A 19,136-nucleotide genomic window follows, 5' to 3' on the forward strand; every position below is an offset into this window, starting at 1 on the left:
TTTCCATGCTGGTATTATGACTCGAAACCTCGTGCCCGCCTCATGACGACACCGCAAACGCCAGCCCCGTCTCTCATCGAGCGCCGCCGCCGCGTGCTGGACGTTTTGCGTTTCACGCTCGACTTCGCCGGCCACCGCAAACTGACCCGGGTGGCCTCCAGCCTGACCTTCACCACGGTGCTGGCGATCGTGCCGACGCTGGCTGTCGTGCTGGCGCTGTTCACCGCCTTTCCGCTGTTCGCCGAATTCCACAAGGCGCTGGAAATCTTTCTCAGCGAAAGCCTGCTGCCGCCCTCGGTCTCGGACACCATCATGCGCTACCTGAACCAGTTCGCGGCCCAGGCATCCGGGCTGACGGCGGTGGGCGGCGCTTTCCTGGTCGTGACCTCGATCCTGCTGATCATGACGATCGACGAGGCCTTCAACGAAATCTGGAACGTCGCCCGCCAGCGCCCCATGCGCCAGCGGCTGCTGGTGTACTGGGCGATCATTTCCCTGGGGCCGATCCTGATGGGCGCCAGCCTGTGGGCCAGTTCGGTGCTGGCGCGGGAATCCCTGGGCTACATCGGCGACCTGCCCGAAGGCGTCGGCCTGCTGCTCAACCTGGTGCCCCTGCTGATGTCGGTCATGGGCTTCACCGCCCTGTTCGTGTTCGTGCCCAACTGCCGCGTGCTATGGCGCGACGCCGCGCTGGGCGGACTGGGCACGACGGCGGTGCTGGCTATCATGAAGGCCGGCTTCACCGCCTACCTGACACGCTTTCCCTCCTATACCGTCATTTACGGGGCCTTCGCCACCCTGCCGATCTTCCTGCTGTGGATCTACCTGTCCTGGCTGGTCGTGCTGATGGGCGCCACGGCGGCCTCGCTGCTGCCGGCATTGCGGTTGCATCGCTGGGCGCTGCGGCGCCAGGTCGGCGCCCAGGCCGTCGACGCGATCAGAATCCTGCACATCCTGTGGCAGGCGCGGGACGCCCAGCCTCCGGGGCGCAGCCTGGATGACCTGGAAAAACACCTGCGGGTCCACCCAGACGCCCTGCGCGACATGCTCGGCGCCCTGCGCGAGCTGGGCTACGCCGTCCCGGTCGCCGACGGAGATCAATGGGTGCTGGCCTGCGATCCGGTCCGGACCGACATCGGCCCGCTGGTGGACCGGCTGCTGATCGACCGCGCCCAGACGGGGCTGCGACCAGGCATCCAGGAAGCCCTGGCGCGCGCCCTGCTGGACGACCCTCCCGTACTGGATGCGCTTTTCAGCGCGGACGCTACCGAAAAACGAAGCGATGATGCACAATGATGAACAAACAGCCGAAGCACGGCATCACTGGGAATCGACATGTTGAAAGTCAATGAAATCCTGCGCGTGAAGGGGCACACGCTATACACGGGGACACCCGACATGCCCGTGCGCGAAGCCATCGCCACCATGAGCCAGCTCGACATCGGCTCGCTGGTCATCATGGACCACGGCCAACTCGTCGGCATGCTGACGTTCCGCGAAATCATCAACCACCTGAACGCCCACGACGGCCAGGCGGGCGACTTCACGGTCCGCAGCATCATGGACGACGCGCCCGTCAGCGTCACGCCCAACACCGACGCCGACGAGGTCCAGCGCCTCATGCTCGACAAACACGCCCGCTACATCCCGGTGATGGACGGCCCCACGCTGATGGGCGTGATCTCGTTCTATGACATGGCGCGCGCCATCGTCGAAGCCCAGCAGTTCGAGAACGACATGCTCAAGGCCTACATACGCGACTGGCCCTCAGACACGACGGACACCCCGGCCCGCAAGGCCTGATCCAGGCCACCGGCCGTATGCCGCCACGCATCCAGGCCGCGGCAGGCCGTTGATCAGGCCAATGCCTCCCAGGCCCGGCGCAGGATACCAGGGCCTTCCGCCCGCAGCATTGCGGGATTCGACAGCATGCGCCGCCATTGCCGCGCGCCGGGCCGGCCCGTATGCCACCCCAGAATGCCGCGCACCAGAATGTGCAGCGGCACGCCACGTGCATGCTGCGCGGTCACATAGTCGATCCAGGCATCCAGGACGGCCTCGGGCGCGGGCAGCGCCCGATCGGGCGCCATGCGACGGCTCAGTTCGGACAGGATGTCCGGATGATGCCAGGCCGCCCGCCCCAGCATCACACCATCCAGGCGTGTCATCCAGTCCAGACAGGTCTCGACGTCGGCCAGCCCGCCGTTCAGCACGAACGCCGCCTCCGGAAAATCCTGTTGCAGACGTTCGGCGTCCGCATAGCGCAAGGGCGGCTTTTCCCGGTTGTCCTTGGGCGACAGGCCTTTCAGGACCGCGTTGCGCGCATGGACGATGAACACCCGGCAGCCGGCCTCAAACAAGGTGCCGACGAAATCGCGCACGAAACCATAGGACTCGTCGTAGTCCAGGCCCAGACGATGCTTGACCGTGACCGGCACGGAAACCGCGTCCCGCATGGCGCGGACGCAATCGGCGACCAGAGCCGGTTCGGCCATCAGACAGGCGCCGAAGGCGCCGCGTTGGACCCGTTCGGACGGACAGCCGCAGTTCAGGTTGATCTCGTCATAGCCCCAGCGCTCGCCCAGCCGGGCGCATTGCGCGAGGGCGTCCGGTTCGCTGCCGCCCAACTGCAGGGCCACGGGATGTTCGGCCGGATCGAAGTCCAGGTGCCGTCCCACGTCGCCGTGCAGCAGAGCGCCCGTGGTGATCATCTCGGTGTACAGGCGGGCGCGGGGCGCGAGCAGTCGATGGAAATAGCGGCAATGCCGGTCCGTGACGTCGATCATGGGCGCCACGCACAGGCGCCAGGGTCCCGTTTCCGGGTCAACGGACGGGACGGCGGGATCGGCATCGCCGCCGATGCCGGGCAAAGATTGGGACATGCGGGATATTCCTGGCTAATCGGTCATTTTACCCGGGCACGAAAGGCCCGCGCGGCCGCGATGCCCAGACCCCCAGGCCGTCGGCCGGCGCAGGCCGGCTTTTCGTCTAAGCTTTTCGTCTAAAATTCCTGCTGACCGATTCCGACCCGAACCCCGGCCTTTCGCGGCCGCATGCGTATTCCCATGGCCGTATTCACCCCCGTCACCGAAGACGACGCCCGCACCCTGCTGCGGCGCTACCAGTTGGGCGAGCTGGTCGCCCTGCGCGGCATCACCGCCGGCATCGAGAACACCAATTACTTCCTCGATACGACGCGGGGCGCCTATGTGCTGACCCTGTTCGAAGTCCTGACCGGCGAACAGTTGCCGTTCTACATCGAACTGATGCACCACTTGGCCGGACGTGGCGTGCCGGTGCCCGAACCCCAGACCCTGCTCGACGGCACACGCCTGACCACGCTGAACGGCAAACCGGCCGCGATCGTCACGCGCCTGTCCGGCGGCTATGAGCCTGAACCCGGCCCGGCCCACTGCGCCCTGGCCGGTCAGACCCTGGCCCGGGCCCATCTGGCCGCGCGGGACTTCCCCATCCATCAGCCCAACCTGCGCGGCCTGGATTGGTGGAAGGCCACCGCGCCCGCCCTGACGCCCTTTCTGGACACCAGCCAGGGCGAACTGCTGCGCCGCACCCTGGACGAACAGATCGCTTTCGCCACCGCAGGCGCCGCCGCGAAGCTGCCCTTCGGCCCGGCGCATTGCGACCTGTTCCGCGACAACGTGCTGTTCGACGGCACCTTCGAATCGCCCCATATGGGCGGCTTCATCGATTTCTATTTCGCCGGCTGCGACACTTGGCTGTTCGATGTGGCGGTCAGCGTCAATGACTGGTGCATCCACCGGGCGACGGGGGCCTTCGTGCGCCGGCGCCTGGAAGCCTGGCTGCAGGCATACCACGCCGTGCGCCCCTTCACCGAGGAAGAGCGCGCCGCCTGGCCCGTGATGCTGCGCGCGGCCGCCCTGCGATTCTGGATTTCCCGCCTGTACGACTTCCACCTGCCTCGGCCGGCCCAGACGCTCAAGCCGCACGACCCGCGCCACTTCGAACGCATCCTACGGCTGCGCACCGAGCAACCCGCGCCCGATCTGCCCCGCCCATGACAACACCCCTTCAAGCCGCCATTCTGCCCCCTGGCGCCGGCTGGTCCTGGATCGCCCAGGGCATCCGGCTGTTCCGCCGCCAGCCCATGGCGATGCTCTTCTGGAGCATCGCCACCAGTTTCTTCATCAACATCGGCGCACTGATCCCAGTGCTGGGCCAGACCGCGCTGGTCCTGTTGACCCCGCTGCTGACCTTCTTGACGCTGTGCGCCTGCCGCAATCTGGACGAAGGCGTGCGGATGATGCCCGGGATGTGGCTGCACCCGCTGCGCACGCCGGGCGTGACGGGCGCGCTGTTGAAACTGGGCCTGGCCTACCTGGGCTGCTCCTTTCTGGCCGCGCTGGCCGCCGTGCTGCCTTTTCTGTCCTCGATGCTCGACGTCCTGGACACCGCCGGACAGCCCGATTACACCGCCCTGGCCCAGGCCATGCAGGGTCCGCTGACGGTGTTCGGTCTGTTCTACGTGCTGCTGTCGGCTTTGTTCTGGCACACGCCCGCGCTGGTGGGCTGGCACGCCCTGCCCCTGCGCCGGGCGTTGTTCTATTCCATGGTCGCCTGCTGGCGCAACAAGTACCCCATCGTCGTCTATGTGGCGACCTGGGCGGCCGTGTTCTTCGGCCTGCGCGGCCTGCTGGACGGGCTGGCCGGCGCCGGGATGTCCACGGCCCTGCTGGCCTGGCTGTCCCTGCCGCTGGACATCGTGGTCACGGCCTTGCTGTACTGCAGTTTCTACCCCATCTACACAACGATCTTCCGCGCCAGCCAGGCGGCTTCGACCTGATCACGCCAGTCCGTCCGGACACAGTACCCCCCGGGCAACTCCACGACGGCCCGGGCGCGACGACTCCCTACCCAACGCCATGGGCCGACCCGGGTCGCCAGACCCACGACCCGCCCCCCGGCGTCCAGAAACACCAGATCCACGGCCCGCGCCAGACCCGTCGTGTGCACGATACGGCACTCCGGCAGCAGCAACCCCCGGGGCCGGGCGCCCCAGCCCGGCCACAGGCATAGGCCCAGGAGCCGCGCGGCGAAGGAACGCGCGCAATACAGCCGCAAAGGTTCTTGCGCATCCAGCCACACCGCCGTTTCCCGAGGACCGCGCCACGCCAGCCACCGGTAGGGTTTCGTCCTTCGGACCTCGTGGCGTCGCACGCCATGACACGCCATCAGAACCCCGCGTCCAGCAACTTTACCGCCACAGGAAAGCCGATGATCAGGAATGTGCAGGGAAAGATGCATGACACCATGGGAAACAGCATTCTGACAGGCGCCTCCAGTGCCAGTTTCTCGGCACGCAGAAAGCGTTCGCTGCGCTGACGCTCGGCCTGTGCCCGCAACAGAGGGCCCAGGCTCATGCCCATCACATCGGCCTGGGAGAGCGCCGAGACCAGGGCGCGCACGCCGGGCACGTCCGCATGCTCCGCCCAGTGCGACAGCCAGCGCTTCCGATCCATGCCGGTGCGCTCCAGTGCGGCCGCGTCCCGCAGGCTCTGCCGCAACGGGCCTTCCGGCGCATGGCCGGCCACTTGATGCAGAGCCGCCGGCAGGCTGAGGCCGGCCTCCACGCACAGGGTGAGCAGATCCAGCATGAAGGGCAGCTCGCGCATCATCCGTACCCTCCGGGCGGCGGCGCGGCGGCGCAAAATCTGATCGGGCCAGACAAAACCCAGGGCCGCGCCCGCAAGCGCCGACAGCATGCCGACCCTTGGCGGCGCGGTCGCCATCAGCGCTCCCGCCCCTGCCAGCACAGCCCCACAACCGGCCGCCAGCACGCAGGCCGCCAGCCAGCGGTCCGCACGCCAATGGGCGGCCAGCCCGGCGCGCGGCCCCCAGCGTCGCAGTTCCCGGCGCATGCGCCAAGTAACGAAGGGCTCGCACCAGGGTGCCAGCGCCATCACCCAGGGCCACCAGAGCGCGGGCGGACGCGTACGGGCCGCATCATGTGCGGCGGCCCAGGGGGCGCCCAATACCCACAGACCCAGGCAGGCGGCCAGCGCCGCCAGAGACAAACCGATCCAGAGCCATGCCATGTCGTCTCCTTCGATGAGCGCACGCGCTCGCAGATCGATCCCGCCAAGCACTCGGCGTTGACGGCGCGGATCCTTCAGACCTCGATCGCCGCCACCCGGCGGATCCATAGGATGCCCACACACTCCAGCGTCAGGATCGCCATCAGCACGATCCAGCCGTACCAAGTCCGCCACAGCAACGCCATGGCTTCGGGCTCCAGGTGGTTCAACACCAAGGCCAGTGCCGCCGGCAGGCCGGCCATGATGCGGCTCTGCATGCGGCCCTGGGCGGTCAGCGCCTCGACCCGGCCCAGCCAGTGCTGCCGCGCCCGCAGCGTCTGGGCGATGCTTTCCAGCGTATCGGCCAGGCCGCCGCCGGTGCGGCTGGCGATACCCAGCGCCGATACCACCAGACCACAGGACTCGGTCGGCATGCGGATGCGCAACTGCAGCAGAGCGTCCTGGAAGCCCAGCCCCAGCCGCTGCTCTCGCAGCATCAAGCCGAATTCCTGGGACAGGGGCGGTCCGGACTGGGCCACCAGATGCCGCAGGGCGGGCTGAACTCCGGCCCCTGCGCGCAAGGCGCCGGCCAAAGCCTGGAGCAGATCGGGCAACTGGGCGTCGAAACGCCGCGCCCGGCGGTGGCGCATGTGGCGCAGGATCAGCGGCGGCATGCACACCAAGCCGGCCAGCACGGGCAGCACCCCCCACCAGCGGCCGGCCAGCCAGGCCACTGTCAACATCAGGATCAAGCCCAGTGCCGCCGCGACCGGCCGTAACTGCGCCATATCGAGAAACAGGAAGGACGCGTCCAGCGTGCGCCGGGTCTCGTTGCGCAGACGGTCCTCGTAGCATGTCCACGCCCGGTCCGCCTGCACCAGCAGCCACCAGGCGACGAGCGAGGCGCTGGCCGCCAACGTCACGAAAATCAGGACCGTCATGGAACACCCTCCGGTGAGGCTGCTTCGTCGAGTGTTGTGCGGCCGTGGACGACCGTCCGGCCGGAGAACAAGCTCGCTTCCAGGGCGGCCGCCCCCTCGAAACCGTCGGGCGGCAGACCGCAGCCGGTGAACACGGCTGGCGGCCCGGCGCGCCCCAGGAACAGATCCTGCAACTGGATACGTCCTCCTTCCTGGCCCGTCACCTGGACAATCGCGCTGACCAGGCGGCGGCCATCGGCAACGCGCACCAACTGGACGATGAAATCGATGCTGGAAGCGACGTGCTCGCGGATCGCGGCCAGCGGCAGATCCATGCCCGCCATCAAGATCATGGTTTCCAGGCGACTCAGCGCATCGCGTGGGCTGTTCGCGTGCAGCGTGGTGAGAGAGCCCTCATGCCCGGTGTTCATGGCCGCCAGCATGTCGAACGCTTCGCCGCCCCGGCACTCTCCCACCACGATGCGGTCCGGGCGCATCCGCAGGGCATTGCGCACCAGGTCGCGGATCTCGACACGGCCCCGTCCTTCCGGATTGGGTGGTCGGGCCTCCAGGCTGACCAGATGGGCATGGTCCAGGCGAAGTTCGGCGGCATCTTCGATCGTGATGACACGCTCGCCGGCCGGAATGGCGTTGGACAAAACGTTCAGCAGGCTGGTTTTCCCCGAACCCGTGCCGCCGGAAACGATCAGGTTCTTGCGCTGGCGCACGCAATGCGTCAGGAACCGGGCCATGGCCTCGTCCAGGGCACCGACGGCCACCAGGTCGGCCATGCCCAGGCGCTTGGCCGGGAACTTGCGGATCGTCAGGCTGGGTCCCCGCAAGGCGATGGGCGCGATCACGGCATTCACCCGGGAGCCATCGCGCAGGCGGGCGTCGACCATGGGGGCGCTTTCGTCGATCCGCCGCCCCAACGGCGCCACGATCCGGTCGATGATGCCCAACACCGCCTGCTCGCCACTGAAGCTGGCGGCGGCGCGGGTCAGGCGCCCGCCCCGCTCGACGAAAATCTCGTCGTGACGATTGACCATGATCTCGGTGACGCCTGGATCGGCCAGCAGCGGTTCGAGCGGCCCCAAGCCGACCGCCTCGTCCACCAGTTCCCGGGCCAGCGCCTCGCGGTCCAGCGTCGCGGGCAAGGCTTCGTCGGCCGCGATCAAGCCGGCTAGCACCGCGGCGGCCTCGACCCGCAAGGCGGCATCGCTCATGCCGCCGATGTCGCGGCGACGCAGTTGCAGCGCGGCGATCAGGCCCTCGTGCAGACGGCGCCGATGGGCCTGTCCGCCGGGACTGGCCTCATGAACGGCCTGGACTCCCGCTTCCCCGTCTGTCCGCGACTCATCCGCCACGCCCCCGGAGGCGGGCCGGGAAGGCGGACCGGCATGCGGGTCTTCACGGTCGATACAGGCCCGCGTTTCGCCCGCCTCAAGGCTGCCCGGCCCATCGGCGCCGGGCGACGGCGCCGCGGTTGCGGGCTCTGGCGCGGAAACCATTCCCACCGGCCGAACGCGCATCAGGCACGGACCGATGACCACCTCGTCATGGGCCTCGAGGGGACCATAGGAGGCGACCCGTTCGCCATTGACGGTGGTGCCGAACAGGGAACCCTGGTCTTCGATCCAGACCTCGTCCTGGCGCAGCAGCAGGCGCGCGTGCCGGCGCCCCACCCGCCAGGCGCGCAAAACGAGCCCGCACGCCGCGTCGCGGCCGATCATCAGGGGCAGGACGTGACGTTCGCGCAGGTGGCGCCCGTCCTCGAAACGCAGGTCGAGTTCAATCGGATTCATGGCGACTCCCCGGACGCGTGTGCAGGTTCGACGGCCCCTCCTTGCCACTGGGATCCTGGGCCGCTGGCGCGCGGATTCCAGCCCGACCGGAATCCCATTGCTGTGGAACCCCGCACCGGACGGATGGGCGCCATCAGCATGGGCGAGGCCGGAAACGCCCGGTCCAGAATCGCGTCCGCGCGCCGGACGCGCTGGCGCAGATCGGGGTGATCCGCCGTCACCAATTGCGGAGTGACCAGGATGGCCAGTTCCGTTTCGTTGCGCTGGAAACGCGTGGAGCGAAACAGGGCGCCCAGAATGGGCAGGTCGCCCAGGCCCGGCAGACGGTCCACATTGCGGGCCGCGTCCCGCGACAGGAAGCCCGCCAGCACCAGGGTCTGACCCGAGCGCACGTTGAACTCCGTGGCCGTGCGCCGGGTCTTCAAAGAAGGACCGCCCGGCACGGACAGCGATGGATCGATGGCGCTGACCTCGACTTCGAGACGCGAGCGCACGGCGCCGCTGCGCTCGATGGACGGAGTGATGCGCAGCGACACGCCGTAGGGCTTGAAAGCCGTCTGGGTATTGCCGTTGCCGTCGACCGTGCTGTAAGGGACTTCGCCGCCCGCCAGGAATTCGGCGGTCGCACCGCTGCGCGCCAGGAGCTGCGGCTGGGCCAGCACCACCGCCCGTCCGTCCTGGGCCAGCAGGTCGATGCGCGCCGACAGCAGCGCATTGACGCCGAAGTAGCCGGCGGCCTGGGGCGAAGGAAACGCCAGGGGCAGCACGGTTTCCCCGGGCCGGTCGGCGTAGCGGCGGGAACCGCCGTCCCAGCCCAGGCCGGCGTTCACGCCCCCGGTGGCGTTCGAGCCCCAGCGCAGCCCGACTTCCCTCAGCAACGATCGAGGCACCTCGACCACGCGTACGTCCAGCAGCACCATCCGGTCCCAGCCGACCGTGCCGGTGAAGTCCAGAAGCTGCGGATAGCGGCGACCCAGCTCCGCCAGACGCTGGCGATCGCTGTCCGACAATTCGTCCCCCTCGACCAGCAGCTTGTCCCCCAGAGGCGTCACACGGACGCCTGGGATACGTTCCAGCAGGCTCCGCAACTCATCCTGCAGCTGGCGCGCGCCCTCGGGCGCGACCTCCACCGCATACCGATAAGCTTGTCCATCCGCCGTCCAGGCATGCAAGGTGCTGAAACCGGGCTTGCGGGCGAACACGATGACCTCGCGGTCGTCGGTGCTGACGGCGTTCAGGATCTTGCCGTCACCCACCGCCACGCGGGCCACACCGGGAATCCCCAGTACCCGGACCTCGCCCGCCTGAAGCGCCAGTGGCGTTTCGGCGGCGACCGCCAGGGCGGCGGCGGTCACGACCGGAGCGGACGATGCCAGCCCCAAGGACAGGAGCAAGGCCGGATACAGGCCGCGAACAGGAAACACGCGCCTCATGGCCGCGCCCCCTCTTCAAATCGGGCGGATTGACCGGCAGAAACCGGATCGCCGGCCAGATCGACCGGGGGATCTTCATCGGCCATCGGCGCCGCCGACACGACCTGCCCGGCCAGGGCGCGCATCCAGGCGCTGGCCAGATCCTGCTCCCCGGGCAAGTCGAACCAGCCGTTGCCCGGCCGGGCCAACTGCCCTTCGGGCCTGGCCCACGCCGGCAAGGCACGGGCACCCGAAGAACCATACAGGATGACGGCGCGCCGGGCCGGCGCGCGCGGCGGGTCGCCCACACCCAACAGCGCGCCCATTCCCCGGCCAGCCGCACCGCCACATCCTGAGCGGATCCGGATGTCTTTCCAGGCGCCGCCAACGGCCGCCAACGCTGCGCCCACAAGGCGCGCCGCACGGCGGCCGCCACGCGTGGATATGACCCCGGGCACAGATAGCTGGCCAACTCGCCGGCGCCATCGGCAAGGCGGCTGGAGGCGCGCAGCACGCGCCGTGCGCCGGCGGGCACCAGGGCCTCTGGATCGAAGCCGACCGTGGGACGTTCGTCGGGTCCGAGACTGGACAGCACGCCGATCGTGCCCGGGTCGCCCTCATCGGCCGGACGCAGTTGCGCCATCCAGTGCCGTCCCTCATGAACGCCTGACAAGAACAGCACGGCGCCGGAGAACTGCAACCGTTCGAATCGGGATTCCCCCGCGCGGGTCAGCCGCCGCGCCGCGTCGACCGGTGCCATCGGCGCCCGGAAACGTCTCATCCGCAGGCGGGCGCCCGGCAGATCGAAAGCCAGGGGTGCGGCCCAGACCCACCCCGCCAGAGCCTCGGACCGGGCCGGATCCCAGGATCCGGGAAGGGCGCAGGCCGAACCGGCGCTCAACAGCAGAATCGCCGCCAGCATCGCGGACGAACGGACGCCCGGCACGAACGGATTCATGGCTGCCTCCAGGTTTGAAGGTGCGGACGCGGTACGCCGCCCGTCCAGGGGCCGGTCCAGTCCCAATCGGGCTCGACGCGGCCCCAGGCGGCATCCACTCCCCGGAGGCGGCCCAGTGCCGCACGGCCCGCCGCCTGGGACGCCGACGCCGCCGCGCTCCAGGCGCGCGGACTGCCCGCCAAGAGCGACTGTGCATCGGCATCGCCTGCCGCCGCGCCATCGCCACTCAGAATCGCGGTGTGACGGCGCAGGCCGAGCCCCAGCCGGTCGAAATCGAGCAGGCTCCCCGTCGTTTCCGCCTCGCCGGCGGTCCGGGTCCAGGCGCCGGCGCGCCAGACGGTCGGATCACCCAATCGCAGTTCCCTGCGCAGGTCCGCCGCCCCGGCCACGGGATCGCCGGCCTGCCGTCCGGTCATGGGGCCCAGCGATTCGACGACCAGACGCGCCTCGCCCGCCAGGAAGTCCAGGCCCCGCCGGGTCCGCCAACGGTGTCCCGACGCCCCCAGATAGCCCTCCCCTCCGGGTTCCAGCGCCTCCGGCGCCAGGCCCTGATGGGCATGGGCGAAGGCGGCGCGACGGCTGGCGTGAGCCAGTTGCAGACCGACATCCTGCAGGCGCCCCAGCCAGGCGATGCCCAGCCACAGGCTGCCCAGAACGGTCAGCACGACCAGGGTTTCGACGAGGGCCTGGCCGCCCTGCCGCGCATGAATAAGCATGTCAGTCTCCCGGCGCATCCGACAACCCCGCAGCCAGGCGCGCATGCCAGTAGGGATGGAAAAGGCTGGGGGTTTCGTCCAGGCCGTCCGGACGTCGCCCAGGACGGGAAAACAGGCTTTCCGCCGCGCTGCGGGCGCGGACCGGACGGCCCGCCGACGCATCCGGCCATTCCAGGCGCACCACGAATCCCGACGCTGCGTCCCGCCCCTTCCCTGCGGCGACGTCCAGATAGTCGCCCAGACCACGGGACGTCCAGGCCTGCTTGTCGCGCAGCGCATAGGAATTGGCCAAGGGATTGTCCCGGCCGCCCACCAGGTCCCATTGCGTCGACGAACGGACCCAGCGCCAGAAATCCTGGTCGGCGAAATCGTCCGGCGGCGCATCGACGTGATCGGCGTCCATCGACTGACCCGGCCGCGCCGGCATCCAGGCCCAACCCATGGCGTATTCGCGGTAGTAGCAGCCGATCCAGCGATTGGATCGCACCGCGTGGAAGGACTGCGTGTCCCCCGCCCGCCAGCGGCCGGAATCGTCCAGCGCGGTGCCGCCGCGCCGCCTCAATTCGTGGCGCAGTTGCAGACATCGGCCGCTGACGGGCCAGGGATTGCGCGCCGTATGGTCACGGGGATCGAGAAACGGATACAGACTGGCCAACTGCCGCGTCCAGTCGAACAAGGGCGCGTCCGGCGCACGGCGACGCAGCAGGCCTGGCCATGCGTCTTCCGTCACCACGGGCCGCAGGTCGCCGGGTTTGCGTTCCGGATAGTGGGCGGACAGCACGGCCCGCATCGCCTCCAGGCGTGCCTGGGGCAGATCCCGGACCAGGACACGGGACAGGTCCGCCGACAGTTCGTGCACGAAACGCTCGTGCGCGGCATAGGCACGCCCCAGTGCGCCCCCGGCCCGCGCCTGGGCTTCCAGGCCGACCGCCGAGGCCGCCGCCAGGTAGGCGCGGCCATGGTCAGCGCCGAACAGCATGCCGATCAGGTGGGCGGGCGGATTGCCCTGGGCCAGGCGGCGCGATTCCATGCCGGCATAGTGCGCCCAGCTGCCCAACGTGACCAGGTGCGCCATGGCCAACTGGTGCGCCATCCGGGCACGGTTCAAGTATGCCAGGAAATTCAGGGTACGGGCCTGGATCAGGGCGCCGCTGTAGGCGGCGGCATCCAGGCCATGGACCAGCCGGGTCTTGGCCGCCAGGACCTGGCCAGTGGCGAAATAGCGCATCCAGGCCAGGCCCAGCACGGTCGCCAGCAGCATGCCCAGCACCAGCACCTGGCCCCGCTGGTTGCGGGAAGAGCGATGAAGAGCAGCCATGTCACTGCCCCGCCACCGCATTGCCGGTGAAAGACTTCAAGGACTTGGCGGCCGCCTGCGCGGCGGCGGATTCGGCCGCCGTCTGGGCGATGCGGGATTGCTCGGAACCATCCTCGCCAGCGATTTCCCGCGCCATGGCCGCCGTCTGGGCTCGGATCACCTGGCCGAACAGCTGATAGACCGCGATGGCGGCGACGGCCACCAGGGCGACGACGATCACGTATTCGACCAATTGATCGGAAAAACGACGTATCAGATTGATCTATAAGGAAATCCAGGGGTCGAAATGTCCAATAGCCTGGTGGTCGGTGGAGACGCTAACCCCTTGATTTTGTGTGTCTACGTTTGGAGTTTTGGACAGCTTTTTGCCCTATTTTTGGCTTGCTGAATCACCCCGCAAGACTGTATAAAAACACAGCTATTTACAGGAGCCACCATCATGTACACGATCACCCTTCAAGACGCACCCGCCGACATAACCGAACTGGCGCGGGCCCATGCCGAACACCTCTTCCGACGAACACTGGAACGCGCCCTTGGCGGCCCGGAGCAGGTGCTTGCGGCCTACAAGGCCTGGACGACGGCGGAGGACACTGCAGAAGATGAAATGGCGCCTGAGGATGTGGCGCTGGCCAAGCGCTGGATCGCTGCGGCCGGGCGTGCGCGGGGCGATGCGTTCCAGGCCATGGGGGAGACGGAGGCTTGGTTTGAGGTTAGGATTGAGCGGTAGGATTGCGATGACGGTACCACTGCCTAGCGTCATGAAGGAGATCGAGAATGGGAATTATCGACAGCGTCACCTATAAGCTCACGTGCCAAGCATGTGGAATTGAAGAGACATCCAAAATTCTCGACAAGGGATCCAGCTGGAGTGGGCCCCACTGGCAAGGACCTTCTGAGCTTTCCAAGTTCAACGGGACATGGGAGGGCGGCGGGGGGAAGGAGGAGCCGGCGCTCCGCACAGCCACATGCAAAGCATGCGGCGCAACGGTCGAAATTTCCAAAAGCTATTCAGCAGCGTAGTCGCGCAACCCGAGCGCCGCACCTGGGATCACCGCCGCGAATCGTAGGCCTGATGCGCCGTCAGTGCTCGTACAATAAATCAGAACAATAACTTTCGGGTGGGGCTCATGAAGCGTTCACAAGGGTTCGCTGCCATTCTTCTCGTTTTTGGTCTGGCGCTGTCCTGCCCCGTCGCTTCAGCCGGTTTTGTTGACGGGTATCAGTTAAAAAAATGGTCTGACGGTAGCGACAGGGTTCAGCATGGCAGCAAGCAATCTTTAGACCTCGCAGACGAGTCGTACCTTATTGGCTACATTTCTGGTATCAGCGACTTTGGTGACGGGCTGATCTTCTGCTCTCCGTCGAACGCCAGGCTCGGCCAGCTGATGGGCGTAACGAGAAAGCACCTGCTCGCGAACCCGGAAAAATGGAATCAGCCGGCAGCGATGCTTGTTGTCGAGGCACTAATGCAGGCATTTCCCTGTAAATAGCTACCGCCCCACCCTCACCGCTCGCACATACCCCTGTAGCCCGTTCACTTGGTCGGCCCACTTTGCAGCATCTGCTGCCAGGTCTGCATATTCCCCGTAGCACGCTGCAAAACCTCCGATCCAGTCGGGACCGGCTGCATCAGATCGGCGGCCGGCGCGGGGATTCGCGGGATCACGACCGTATCGGCGCACCCACTCATCAAGCCTGCCGCGCACAGCCACAAGATCACGCTGCGCAGCCTCGCGGGCCAGCACGGCTCCACGGTATTGGGCGTCGGCTCGATCAGCTTCATATTGCATTCCTTGTTCGATGGAAATAGCGGCCAGTCTGGCCTTGGCCCGTTCGTCCGCCCGGCCGGCCCGGTACCGGGAGTGTCCATACCAGCCGATGCCGGCCGCAATGGCCAGCAGGACGCAGGCCACGGCCAGCGGGCGCCAGTAGGCCTTGGCGACGGCCCAGATAGCAGCGGCGATCATGCAGCCCCCAGCGCGGCGCGCGCGACCGCGTGATTCCCCGCCCATTTCTCCGGATGCGGCTTGCCGGGCCGCCAGACACGCTGATAGAGATTCCAGCCGCCCAGCACATCGTCAGCCGCCGGCAGCGCCCGCGGATCCGTCCAAAGCAGCAGCCGGCCCAGCGCCACAGCCAGGACGTCATCCTGGTCCAGGGCGTCATAGACCTGCGCCGGCGCGGCCACAACCCCGCGCGCGAGGCACACGTCGGCGGCATAGTCCCGGCTGGCTGCATGCGTCAGCACGCCCTTGACGCCCCCGCCCTTTTCAAACTGCATCAGTCCGCGCGCCGGCCCCTTGATCGCCGGCCTCCTGAGGTCCACGACCTGCCAGCGGTGCGCCAAGCCGGACTCCTGCAGAGCGATGGCCAGCAGCATCACGCGGGCCTCGATCGAGCCCATGCGTGCGGGCAGCAAGTCCAGGGCGGGCTCCATGATCTGGCCGACGAAATCATGGGGCGTGATCGGCAGATCCAACAGTCGATTCGTCATAGCCCGCACCTCGCCATGGCTGCCACATTCCCGCGCGCCCGCACGACCACGACAGCGATCAGCGTCGACACTGCAGCGTCCCATGCTGACGCGCCGCCAGCGTTGAGCGACACGTCGATCGCCTGTCCGCCCAAGGACACCAGCAACAAGTACGCCAGGATGGACATGAGCGGCTTGTACCGGCTGCTGCCGCGCCGATAGCACATCAGCACAGCCACCGAAATCAGATTTGCCAGCAAAATGATGTGCGCGGCCATGTCAGCCCCCTTTCCGAAATGCGGACACGAGCGAGTCCCAGACCTCGCGGAAACTCGCCGTCTTGATCTTGTCGATCACCGTGATCGTGGTGTGCACCACCAGCGCGGCCACGAGGAACGCGGCCAGGAACGGCGATTTGATCGGCGACAGCGCGGCCACGTCCGGCACGGCCGCGTAGCCCACGACCAGGGACACCAGCGCATAAATGATGCGCGGCACTCGGGCCGTGTCCTTTGCGGTCAGCGCGAACGTCACCGCCCCAGCGAAAGCGCCGGCAACAGCGCCCGGGTCCAGCCGCGACAGCCACGCCGCGAACCCAACGGCCGCCGCGACCGCCCCGGCCGTGGCGATACTCGATGCAGGTTCTGCCATTTCGAACTCCCATGAAAAAGCCCGCATCGAGTACGGGCATTGTTGAAATATGTTGTTGCGTGGCCTACAACGGGGTCTTTTGCCCGCCGCCATGAACGACCGTCGCCGCCTGCGCCTGGTGCGCAATCTCCCCACCCTCGCCCAGGCCCTGGAGCGCTACCTGGCCGAGGTGTCGGCCCGGAAGAAAAGCCATCTGCAAGAGCAGTCCGTCGCGCGGATCTGGCTGCGCACCGCCCTGGCCAATCGCAACCTGGCGCGGGTCTCCGCGCTAGACCTGCAGCGCCTGCGCGACGAGTGGCTGCGCGACCGCAAGCCAGGAACGGTCAATCGCAGGCTGGCGCTGATCTCCCACCTCTACACCGTGGCCCGCAAAGAGTGGGGCTACACGTGGCTCGCGAACCCCGTGCAGCTTGTCACCCGGCCGGTGGTGGACGATGCCCGCGACCGTCGACTGTTCACCAGGATCCGGCTGAACGGCCTGGACGCGGCCGCCTGCCCGCGCAGTGAGTTGGACTGGATCATCCGAGCAACCCGCTCCGACACCCTGCCCACGATCCTGCGGCTGGCCGTCGAGACCGGCATGCGGCGGTCCGAGATCGTGATGCTGCGCCGCGAGCAGATCGATCTGACGCACGGCGTGGTCACGCTCACAGACACGAAGAACGGCGACACGCGCTACGTGCCCCTGTCCCCGTTCGCCCGCGACGCCCTGCGCCGCTGGCTCGCCGGCCGGCCCATGCGCGGCCGGATCTTCAGCGTGACGGCCGGAGCCATGACCCGCGCCTTCGCCCGGGCCCGGGATCGCGCCCGCCGCCAGTACGAGGCGCTGTGCAAGCAGCACGGACGCCGGCCGGTGCGGGCCTACTTCGCCGACCTGCGCCTGCACGACCTGCGGCACGAGGCCACGACGATGCTGTCCGATGTGTACCCGGCCCACGCGCTGGCCAAAGTCACCGGGCACCGGGACACCCGCATGCTCATGCGGTACTACAACCCCAGAGGCAGAGACCTCGCCCAGCAGCTCATGCGCAGCAAGCTGGGCCGCTGGCAATCCGAGCAGCTACGCCTGGCCGCCTGACGGCCACACCACAGCGCGCACGTCCGCCACGGTCGCCGCAGCATTGATCTCATCGCGCAGCCGCTGGCGCGTGCCGACCAACTGCTGGCTCGCAGCCTGGAACGCCTGGACCTGGGCCAGCGTCAGTGCCCGCATATCTTCCGGCATAATGCCGCGCGCCGCCGCCAGGCCGTCGAGGTACGGCGTCGCCGCAGCATTGTCCGCCGCCCAAGCCAGGGCCTCGGACTGCTGGATTGGCCACGTCAAGCGTTCCGCCTCGGGGTAGCCTGCGGTCAGTGCCTTGGCCGCCTGTTCAAAGCCAGCGTTGATGAGCACGAGCTGCGCAGCCTGCGCTTCTTCAAGCGTCGGCTCGGGCGCCGGCGGCTCTTCCGTGTACAGCCAGGCCGGCAACGGACCCAGGCCGTCGTAGGTCTGGCCGTCCGCGTCCTCGCCGAGGGTGTACGGCTTGCCGTGGTCGATCCACAGTTCGTCTTTGCGATGGTCCTCGATGACTTCCCAGGACCCCGTGCCCTGGTCACCGTAGGTCTTGGTGTCGACGACCGGATGCAGCGCGGTCACCCAGCGCGCGACGTGCCCGGCCGGGACCTCCGGCGGCGCGACCATGACCTGGAGGTGCCCCTTCGTGGGCGCCTCGCGCTCGTGCAGCAGCAGGCCCTGATCATCAAGTTGATAGACGGTTTGCATAACGACTCCAGCCCCGGCTGACGGGGCAAAGGGTTTGAAAAAAATGAAAGTGACTGCGTGACTGCGAATCCGCGCGCGATTGGATCGTGGCAATCGGACAGCGTCGATACTGATGGCATCCTGATGCGCGAAGCCGCGTCTGTGTGGGCCGCACAGGGCGGCTATGCGGGCGCGGCTCTCATGTATCTTGGCGCAGTCACGCCCGCATACGGCAGCAATCGGTCAATCTTTGGCGGCGTCGAGACGCGCAGTCAGAATAGTGCCGTAGCACCCCTGATCCTGGTCTGACTGCCTTGCTGCGAATCCGGCGGGAACTGGGTCATACAAGGGAGACACCCTCAAGGCGACCGAATTTCCTGCAAAGAGCAAGGCAGGTCTGTCCAGTAACGCGTACGGATCGAACCTCACGGTTATGTCAAACGTGCTCGCCGGGACTCCGGCAGACACACCGGTGACAGCTGCGATCGGAGGAGCCGAAACAGCGCCGAAGCACACTCGCGTTGCCGCGTTGGTCCTCATCTGACCGCACGCCTGCGAATGCGGCGGGTGCCGGGGTCGGCAAGCTCAACACGCTGAAAGCACACGATCATCTGACATGGTCAAGCAGCACATATGGATCGGTTCAGATCGGCGCAGGCGGCGGCTTGGCGCTATACGGCGCCGGCGGCAGTGCGAATAACCGGACCGGTATGTATGGAGCGGCAGAGACCGCCCCGGACCACGTCCGCGTCGCGCCGGTGGTCCTGATTTAGACGAGCACGACAGGCAGTACTCGTGCTGATGCGCCACGCGTCTCGCTTGACGTGCGCGCCACACGGCTGGAATCGAAATTGATGCGTTTCAGAGACGCGCCAGCGCCCGCTGTGCCAGTGATGTCTGGTGTTGTGCCGTAAAGAGCGCCCACGTCCGCGACATTTGATGCGTAAGCATTTCCCATCGCCCCGGTGATTTTTTGGACTGCATCCGCTTGGTATTCTCCCGGCCCTATCGCATTCGCAGGCGTGCGGTCAGATGAGGACCAACGCGGCAACGCGAGTGTGCTTCGGCGCTGTTTCGGCTCCTCCG

General features: G+C 67.6%; 22 protein-coding genes and 1 pseudogene. 7 read left to right on the top strand and 16 right to left on the bottom strand.

Annotation, left to right across the window (positions count from 1 at the left end):
• The first annotated feature begins 42 nt into the window (after window positions 1-42).
• Both O4H32_RS13420 and O4H32_RS13425 read left to right on the top strand, forming a co-directional pair.
• A complete protein-coding gene (locus O4H32_RS13420; protein WP_269359978.1) occupies window positions 43-1,296 on the top strand; it encodes a YihY family inner membrane protein in 1,254 nt (417 codons plus the stop codon).
• A gap of 39 nt (window positions 1,297-1,335) precedes the next feature.
• A complete protein-coding gene (locus tag O4H32_RS13425; RefSeq protein ID WP_269359980.1) occupies window positions 1,336-1,803 on the top strand; it encodes a CBS domain-containing protein in 468 nt (155 codons plus the stop codon).
• A 53-nt stretch (window positions 1,804-1,856) separates the two neighbouring features.
• Here O4H32_RS13425 and dusA read toward each other — a convergent pair whose 3' ends face one another.
• Complete coding sequence (gene dusA / locus O4H32_RS13430; RefSeq protein WP_407932659.1) at window positions 1,857-2,882, bottom strand: tRNA dihydrouridine(20/20a) synthase DusA; 1,026 nt, start codon at window positions 2,880-2,882, stop codon at window positions 1,857-1,859.
• Between the two features lie 183 nt (window positions 2,883-3,065).
• Between dusA and O4H32_RS13435 the strand changes: the two genes are divergently transcribed.
• Both O4H32_RS13435 and O4H32_RS13440 read left to right on the top strand, forming a co-directional pair.
• Window positions 3,066-4,040 (top strand): homoserine kinase, encoded by a 975-nt coding sequence (locus O4H32_RS13435; protein ID WP_269359982.1) that lies wholly within the window; start codon window positions 3,066-3,068, stop codon window positions 4,038-4,040.
• Window positions 4,037-4,822, top strand: a complete 786-nt coding sequence (locus O4H32_RS13440) for a BPSS1780 family membrane protein (protein ID WP_269359984.1) — start codon at window positions 4,037-4,039, stop codon at window positions 4,820-4,822. Before O4H32_RS13435 ends, O4H32_RS13440 begins: the two co-directional genes overlap by 4 nt.
• Here O4H32_RS13440 and O4H32_RS13445 read toward each other — a convergent pair.
• The 9 genes from O4H32_RS13445 to O4H32_RS13485 all read right to left on the bottom strand — a co-directional run bounded on the left by O4H32_RS13445 (window position 4,780) and on the right by O4H32_RS13485 (window position 13,444).
• Window positions 4,780-5,211 (bottom strand): DUF192 domain-containing protein, encoded by a 432-nt coding sequence (locus O4H32_RS13445; RefSeq protein WP_269359986.1) that lies wholly within the window; start codon window positions 5,209-5,211, stop codon window positions 4,780-4,782. The genes O4H32_RS13440 and O4H32_RS13445 overlap by 43 nt on opposite strands.
• Window positions 5,211-6,074, bottom strand: a complete 864-nt coding sequence (locus tag O4H32_RS13450) for a type II secretion system F family protein (RefSeq protein WP_269359988.1) — start codon at window positions 6,072-6,074, stop codon at window positions 5,211-5,213. The genes O4H32_RS13445 and O4H32_RS13450 overlap by 1 nt, the downstream gene beginning before the upstream one ends.
• 74 nt (window positions 6,075-6,148) lie before the next feature.
• Window positions 6,149-6,994, bottom strand: coding sequence for a type II secretion system F family protein (locus tag O4H32_RS13455; RefSeq protein ID WP_269359990.1), 846 nt, complete (start codon window positions 6,992-6,994; stop codon window positions 6,149-6,151).
• Window positions 6,991-8,778 (bottom strand): TadA family conjugal transfer-associated ATPase, encoded by a 1,788-nt coding sequence (locus O4H32_RS13460; protein WP_269359992.1) that lies wholly within the window; start codon window positions 8,776-8,778, stop codon window positions 6,991-6,993. The genes O4H32_RS13455 and O4H32_RS13460 overlap by 4 nt, the downstream gene beginning before the upstream one ends.
• Window positions 8,775-10,211 (bottom strand): type II and III secretion system protein family protein, encoded by a 1,437-nt coding sequence (locus tag O4H32_RS13465; protein WP_269359994.1) that lies wholly within the window; start codon window positions 10,209-10,211, stop codon window positions 8,775-8,777. The genes O4H32_RS13460 and O4H32_RS13465 overlap by 4 nt, the downstream gene beginning before the upstream one ends.
• The gene (locus O4H32_RS13470) at window positions 10,208-10,516 is read right to left on the bottom strand and encodes a hypothetical protein (RefSeq protein ID WP_269359995.1); all 309 of its coding nucleotides are present in this window, start codon (window positions 10,514-10,516) and stop codon (window positions 10,208-10,210) included. The genes O4H32_RS13465 and O4H32_RS13470 overlap by 4 nt, the downstream gene beginning before the upstream one ends.
• Window positions 10,517-11,144: 628 nt before the next feature.
• Window positions 11,145-11,864: a TadE family protein gene (locus O4H32_RS13475; protein WP_269359997.1), complete on the bottom strand. Its 720-nt coding sequence runs from the start codon at window positions 11,862-11,864 to the stop codon at window positions 11,145-11,147.
• 1 nt (window position 11,865) lies between these two features.
• Window positions 11,866-13,182, bottom strand: a complete 1,317-nt coding sequence (locus tag O4H32_RS13480; protein ID WP_269359999.1) for a hypothetical protein — start codon at window positions 13,180-13,182, stop codon at window positions 11,866-11,868.
• A gap of 1 nt (window position 13,183) precedes the next feature.
• Window positions 13,184-13,444 (bottom strand): hypothetical protein, encoded by a 261-nt coding sequence (locus O4H32_RS13485; protein WP_269360022.1) that lies wholly within the window; start codon window positions 13,442-13,444, stop codon window positions 13,184-13,186.
• A 177-nt stretch (window positions 13,445-13,621) separates the two neighbouring features.
• On the opposite strand from O4H32_RS13485, the gene O4H32_RS13490 reads away from it, so the two are divergent.
• Window positions 13,622-13,912 carry a hypothetical protein gene (locus O4H32_RS13490; RefSeq protein WP_269360000.1) on the top strand — a complete coding sequence of 97 codons (291 nt, stop codon included), beginning with the start codon at window positions 13,622-13,624 and terminating at the stop codon, window positions 13,910-13,912.
• Window positions 13,913-14,312: 400 nt separating this feature from the next.
• Entirely contained in the window at window positions 14,313-14,675 is a 363-nt protein-coding gene (locus tag O4H32_RS13495) for a Rap1a/Tai family immunity protein (RefSeq protein WP_269360002.1), read from the top strand.
• 44 nt (window positions 14,676-14,719) lie between these two features.
• On the opposite strand, the gene O4H32_RS13500 is transcribed toward O4H32_RS13495, so the two are convergent.
• The 4 genes from O4H32_RS13500 to O4H32_RS13515 form a co-directional block, all read right to left on the bottom strand.
• Window positions 14,720-14,968: a hypothetical protein gene (locus O4H32_RS13500; protein ID WP_269360004.1), complete on the bottom strand. Its 249-nt coding sequence runs from the start codon at window positions 14,966-14,968 to the stop codon at window positions 14,720-14,722.
• A 180-nt stretch (window positions 14,969-15,148) separates the two neighbouring features.
• Window positions 15,149-15,679 (bottom strand): hypothetical protein, encoded by a 531-nt coding sequence (locus O4H32_RS13505; RefSeq protein WP_269360005.1) that lies wholly within the window; start codon window positions 15,677-15,679, stop codon window positions 15,149-15,151.
• Window positions 15,676-15,936 (bottom strand): phage holin family protein, encoded by a 261-nt coding sequence (locus tag O4H32_RS13510; RefSeq protein WP_269360007.1) that lies wholly within the window; start codon window positions 15,934-15,936, stop codon window positions 15,676-15,678. The genes O4H32_RS13505 and O4H32_RS13510 overlap by 4 nt, the downstream gene beginning before the upstream one ends.
• A 1-nt stretch (window position 15,937) precedes the next feature.
• Entirely contained in the window at window positions 15,938-16,309 is a 372-nt protein-coding gene (locus tag O4H32_RS13515) for a putative holin (RefSeq protein WP_269360009.1), read from the bottom strand.
• A 91-nt stretch (window positions 16,310-16,400) separates the two neighbouring features.
• On the opposite strand from O4H32_RS13515, the gene O4H32_RS13520 reads away from it, so the two are divergent.
• On the top strand, window positions 16,401-17,387 hold the full coding sequence (locus O4H32_RS13520; protein WP_269360010.1) for a tyrosine-type recombinase/integrase: 987 nt from the start codon (window positions 16,401-16,403) through the stop codon (window positions 17,385-17,387).
• Here O4H32_RS13520 and O4H32_RS13525 read toward each other — a convergent pair.
• Both O4H32_RS13525 and O4H32_RS13530 read right to left on the bottom strand, forming a co-directional pair.
• On the bottom strand, window positions 17,370-18,071 hold the full coding sequence (locus tag O4H32_RS13525) for a hypothetical protein (RefSeq protein ID WP_269360011.1): 702 nt from the start codon (window positions 18,069-18,071) through the stop codon (window positions 17,370-17,372). The genes O4H32_RS13520 and O4H32_RS13525 overlap by 18 nt on opposite strands.
• 748 nt (window positions 18,072-18,819) lie before the next feature.
• A pseudogene (locus O4H32_RS13530) lies at window positions 18,820-19,136 on the bottom strand (hypothetical protein); the annotation flags it as partial.

Source organism: Castellaniella denitrificans, from assembly GCF_027214045.1.
GTDB lineage: Bacteria > Pseudomonadota > Gammaproteobacteria > Burkholderiales > Burkholderiaceae_B > Castellaniella > Castellaniella denitrificans_A.

Excerpts from the sequence above, each read along its gene's own strand:
- O4H32_RS13510 (WP_269360007.1), bottom strand. The coding sequence starts at position 15,936 with ATGGCCGCGCACATCATTTTGCTGGCAAATCTGATTTCGGTGGCTGTG.
- O4H32_RS13470 (WP_269359995.1), bottom strand. The coding sequence starts at position 10,516 with ATGGGCGCGCTGTTGGGTGTGGGCGACCCGCCGCGCGCGCCGGCCCGG.
- O4H32_RS13515 (WP_269360009.1), bottom strand. The coding sequence starts at position 16,309 with ATGGCAGAACCTGCATCGAGTATCGCCACGGCCGGGGCGGTCGCGGCG.
- O4H32_RS13480 (WP_269359999.1), bottom strand. The coding sequence starts at position 13,182 with ATGGCTGCTCTTCATCGCTCTTCCCGCAACCAGCGGGGCCAGGTGCTG.
- O4H32_RS13525 (WP_269360011.1), bottom strand. The coding sequence starts at position 18,071 with ATGCAAACCGTCTATCAACTTGATGATCAGGGCCTGCTGCTGCACGAG.
- O4H32_RS13460 (WP_269359992.1), bottom strand. The coding sequence starts at position 8,778 with ATGAATCCGATTGAACTCGACCTGCGTTTCGAGGACGGGCGCCACCTG.
- O4H32_RS13450 (WP_269359988.1), bottom strand. The coding sequence starts at position 6,074 with ATGGCATGGCTCTGGATCGGTTTGTCTCTGGCGGCGCTGGCCGCCTGC.
- dusA (WP_407932659.1), bottom strand. The coding sequence starts at position 2,882 with ATGTCCCAATCTTTGCCCGGCATCGGCGGCGATGCCGATCCCGCCGTC.
- O4H32_RS13475 (WP_269359997.1), bottom strand. The coding sequence starts at position 11,864 with ATGCTTATTCATGCGCGGCAGGGCGGCCAGGCCCTCGTCGAAACCCTG.
- O4H32_RS13465 (WP_269359994.1), bottom strand. The coding sequence starts at position 10,211 with ATGAGGCGCGTGTTTCCTGTTCGCGGCCTGTATCCGGCCTTGCTCCTG.
- O4H32_RS13490 (WP_269360000.1), top strand. The coding sequence starts at position 13,622 with ATGTACACGATCACCCTTCAAGACGCACCCGCCGACATAACCGAACTG.
- O4H32_RS13500 (WP_269360004.1), bottom strand. The coding sequence starts at position 14,968 with ATGAAGCTGATCGAGCCGACGCCCAATACCGTGGAGCCGTGCTGGCCC.
- O4H32_RS13435 (WP_269359982.1), top strand. The coding sequence starts at position 3,066 with ATGGCCGTATTCACCCCCGTCACCGAAGACGACGCCCGCACCCTGCTG.
- O4H32_RS13420 (WP_269359978.1), top strand. The coding sequence starts at position 43 with ATGACGACACCGCAAACGCCAGCCCCGTCTCTCATCGAGCGCCGCCGC.
- O4H32_RS13440 (WP_269359984.1), top strand. The coding sequence starts at position 4,037 with ATGACAACACCCCTTCAAGCCGCCATTCTGCCCCCTGGCGCCGGCTGG.
- O4H32_RS13455 (WP_269359990.1), bottom strand. The coding sequence starts at position 6,994 with ATGACGGTCCTGATTTTCGTGACGTTGGCGGCCAGCGCCTCGCTCGTC.
- O4H32_RS13495 (WP_269360002.1), top strand. The coding sequence starts at position 14,313 with ATGAAGCGTTCACAAGGGTTCGCTGCCATTCTTCTCGTTTTTGGTCTG.
- O4H32_RS13425 (WP_269359980.1), top strand. The coding sequence starts at position 1,336 with ATGTTGAAAGTCAATGAAATCCTGCGCGTGAAGGGGCACACGCTATAC.
- O4H32_RS13520 (WP_269360010.1), top strand. The coding sequence starts at position 16,401 with ATGAACGACCGTCGCCGCCTGCGCCTGGTGCGCAATCTCCCCACCCTC.
- O4H32_RS13445 (WP_269359986.1), bottom strand. The coding sequence starts at position 5,211 with ATGGCGTGTCATGGCGTGCGACGCCACGAGGTCCGAAGGACGAAACCC.
- O4H32_RS13505 (WP_269360005.1), bottom strand. The coding sequence starts at position 15,679 with ATGACGAATCGACTGTTGGATCTGCCGATCACGCCCCATGATTTCGTC.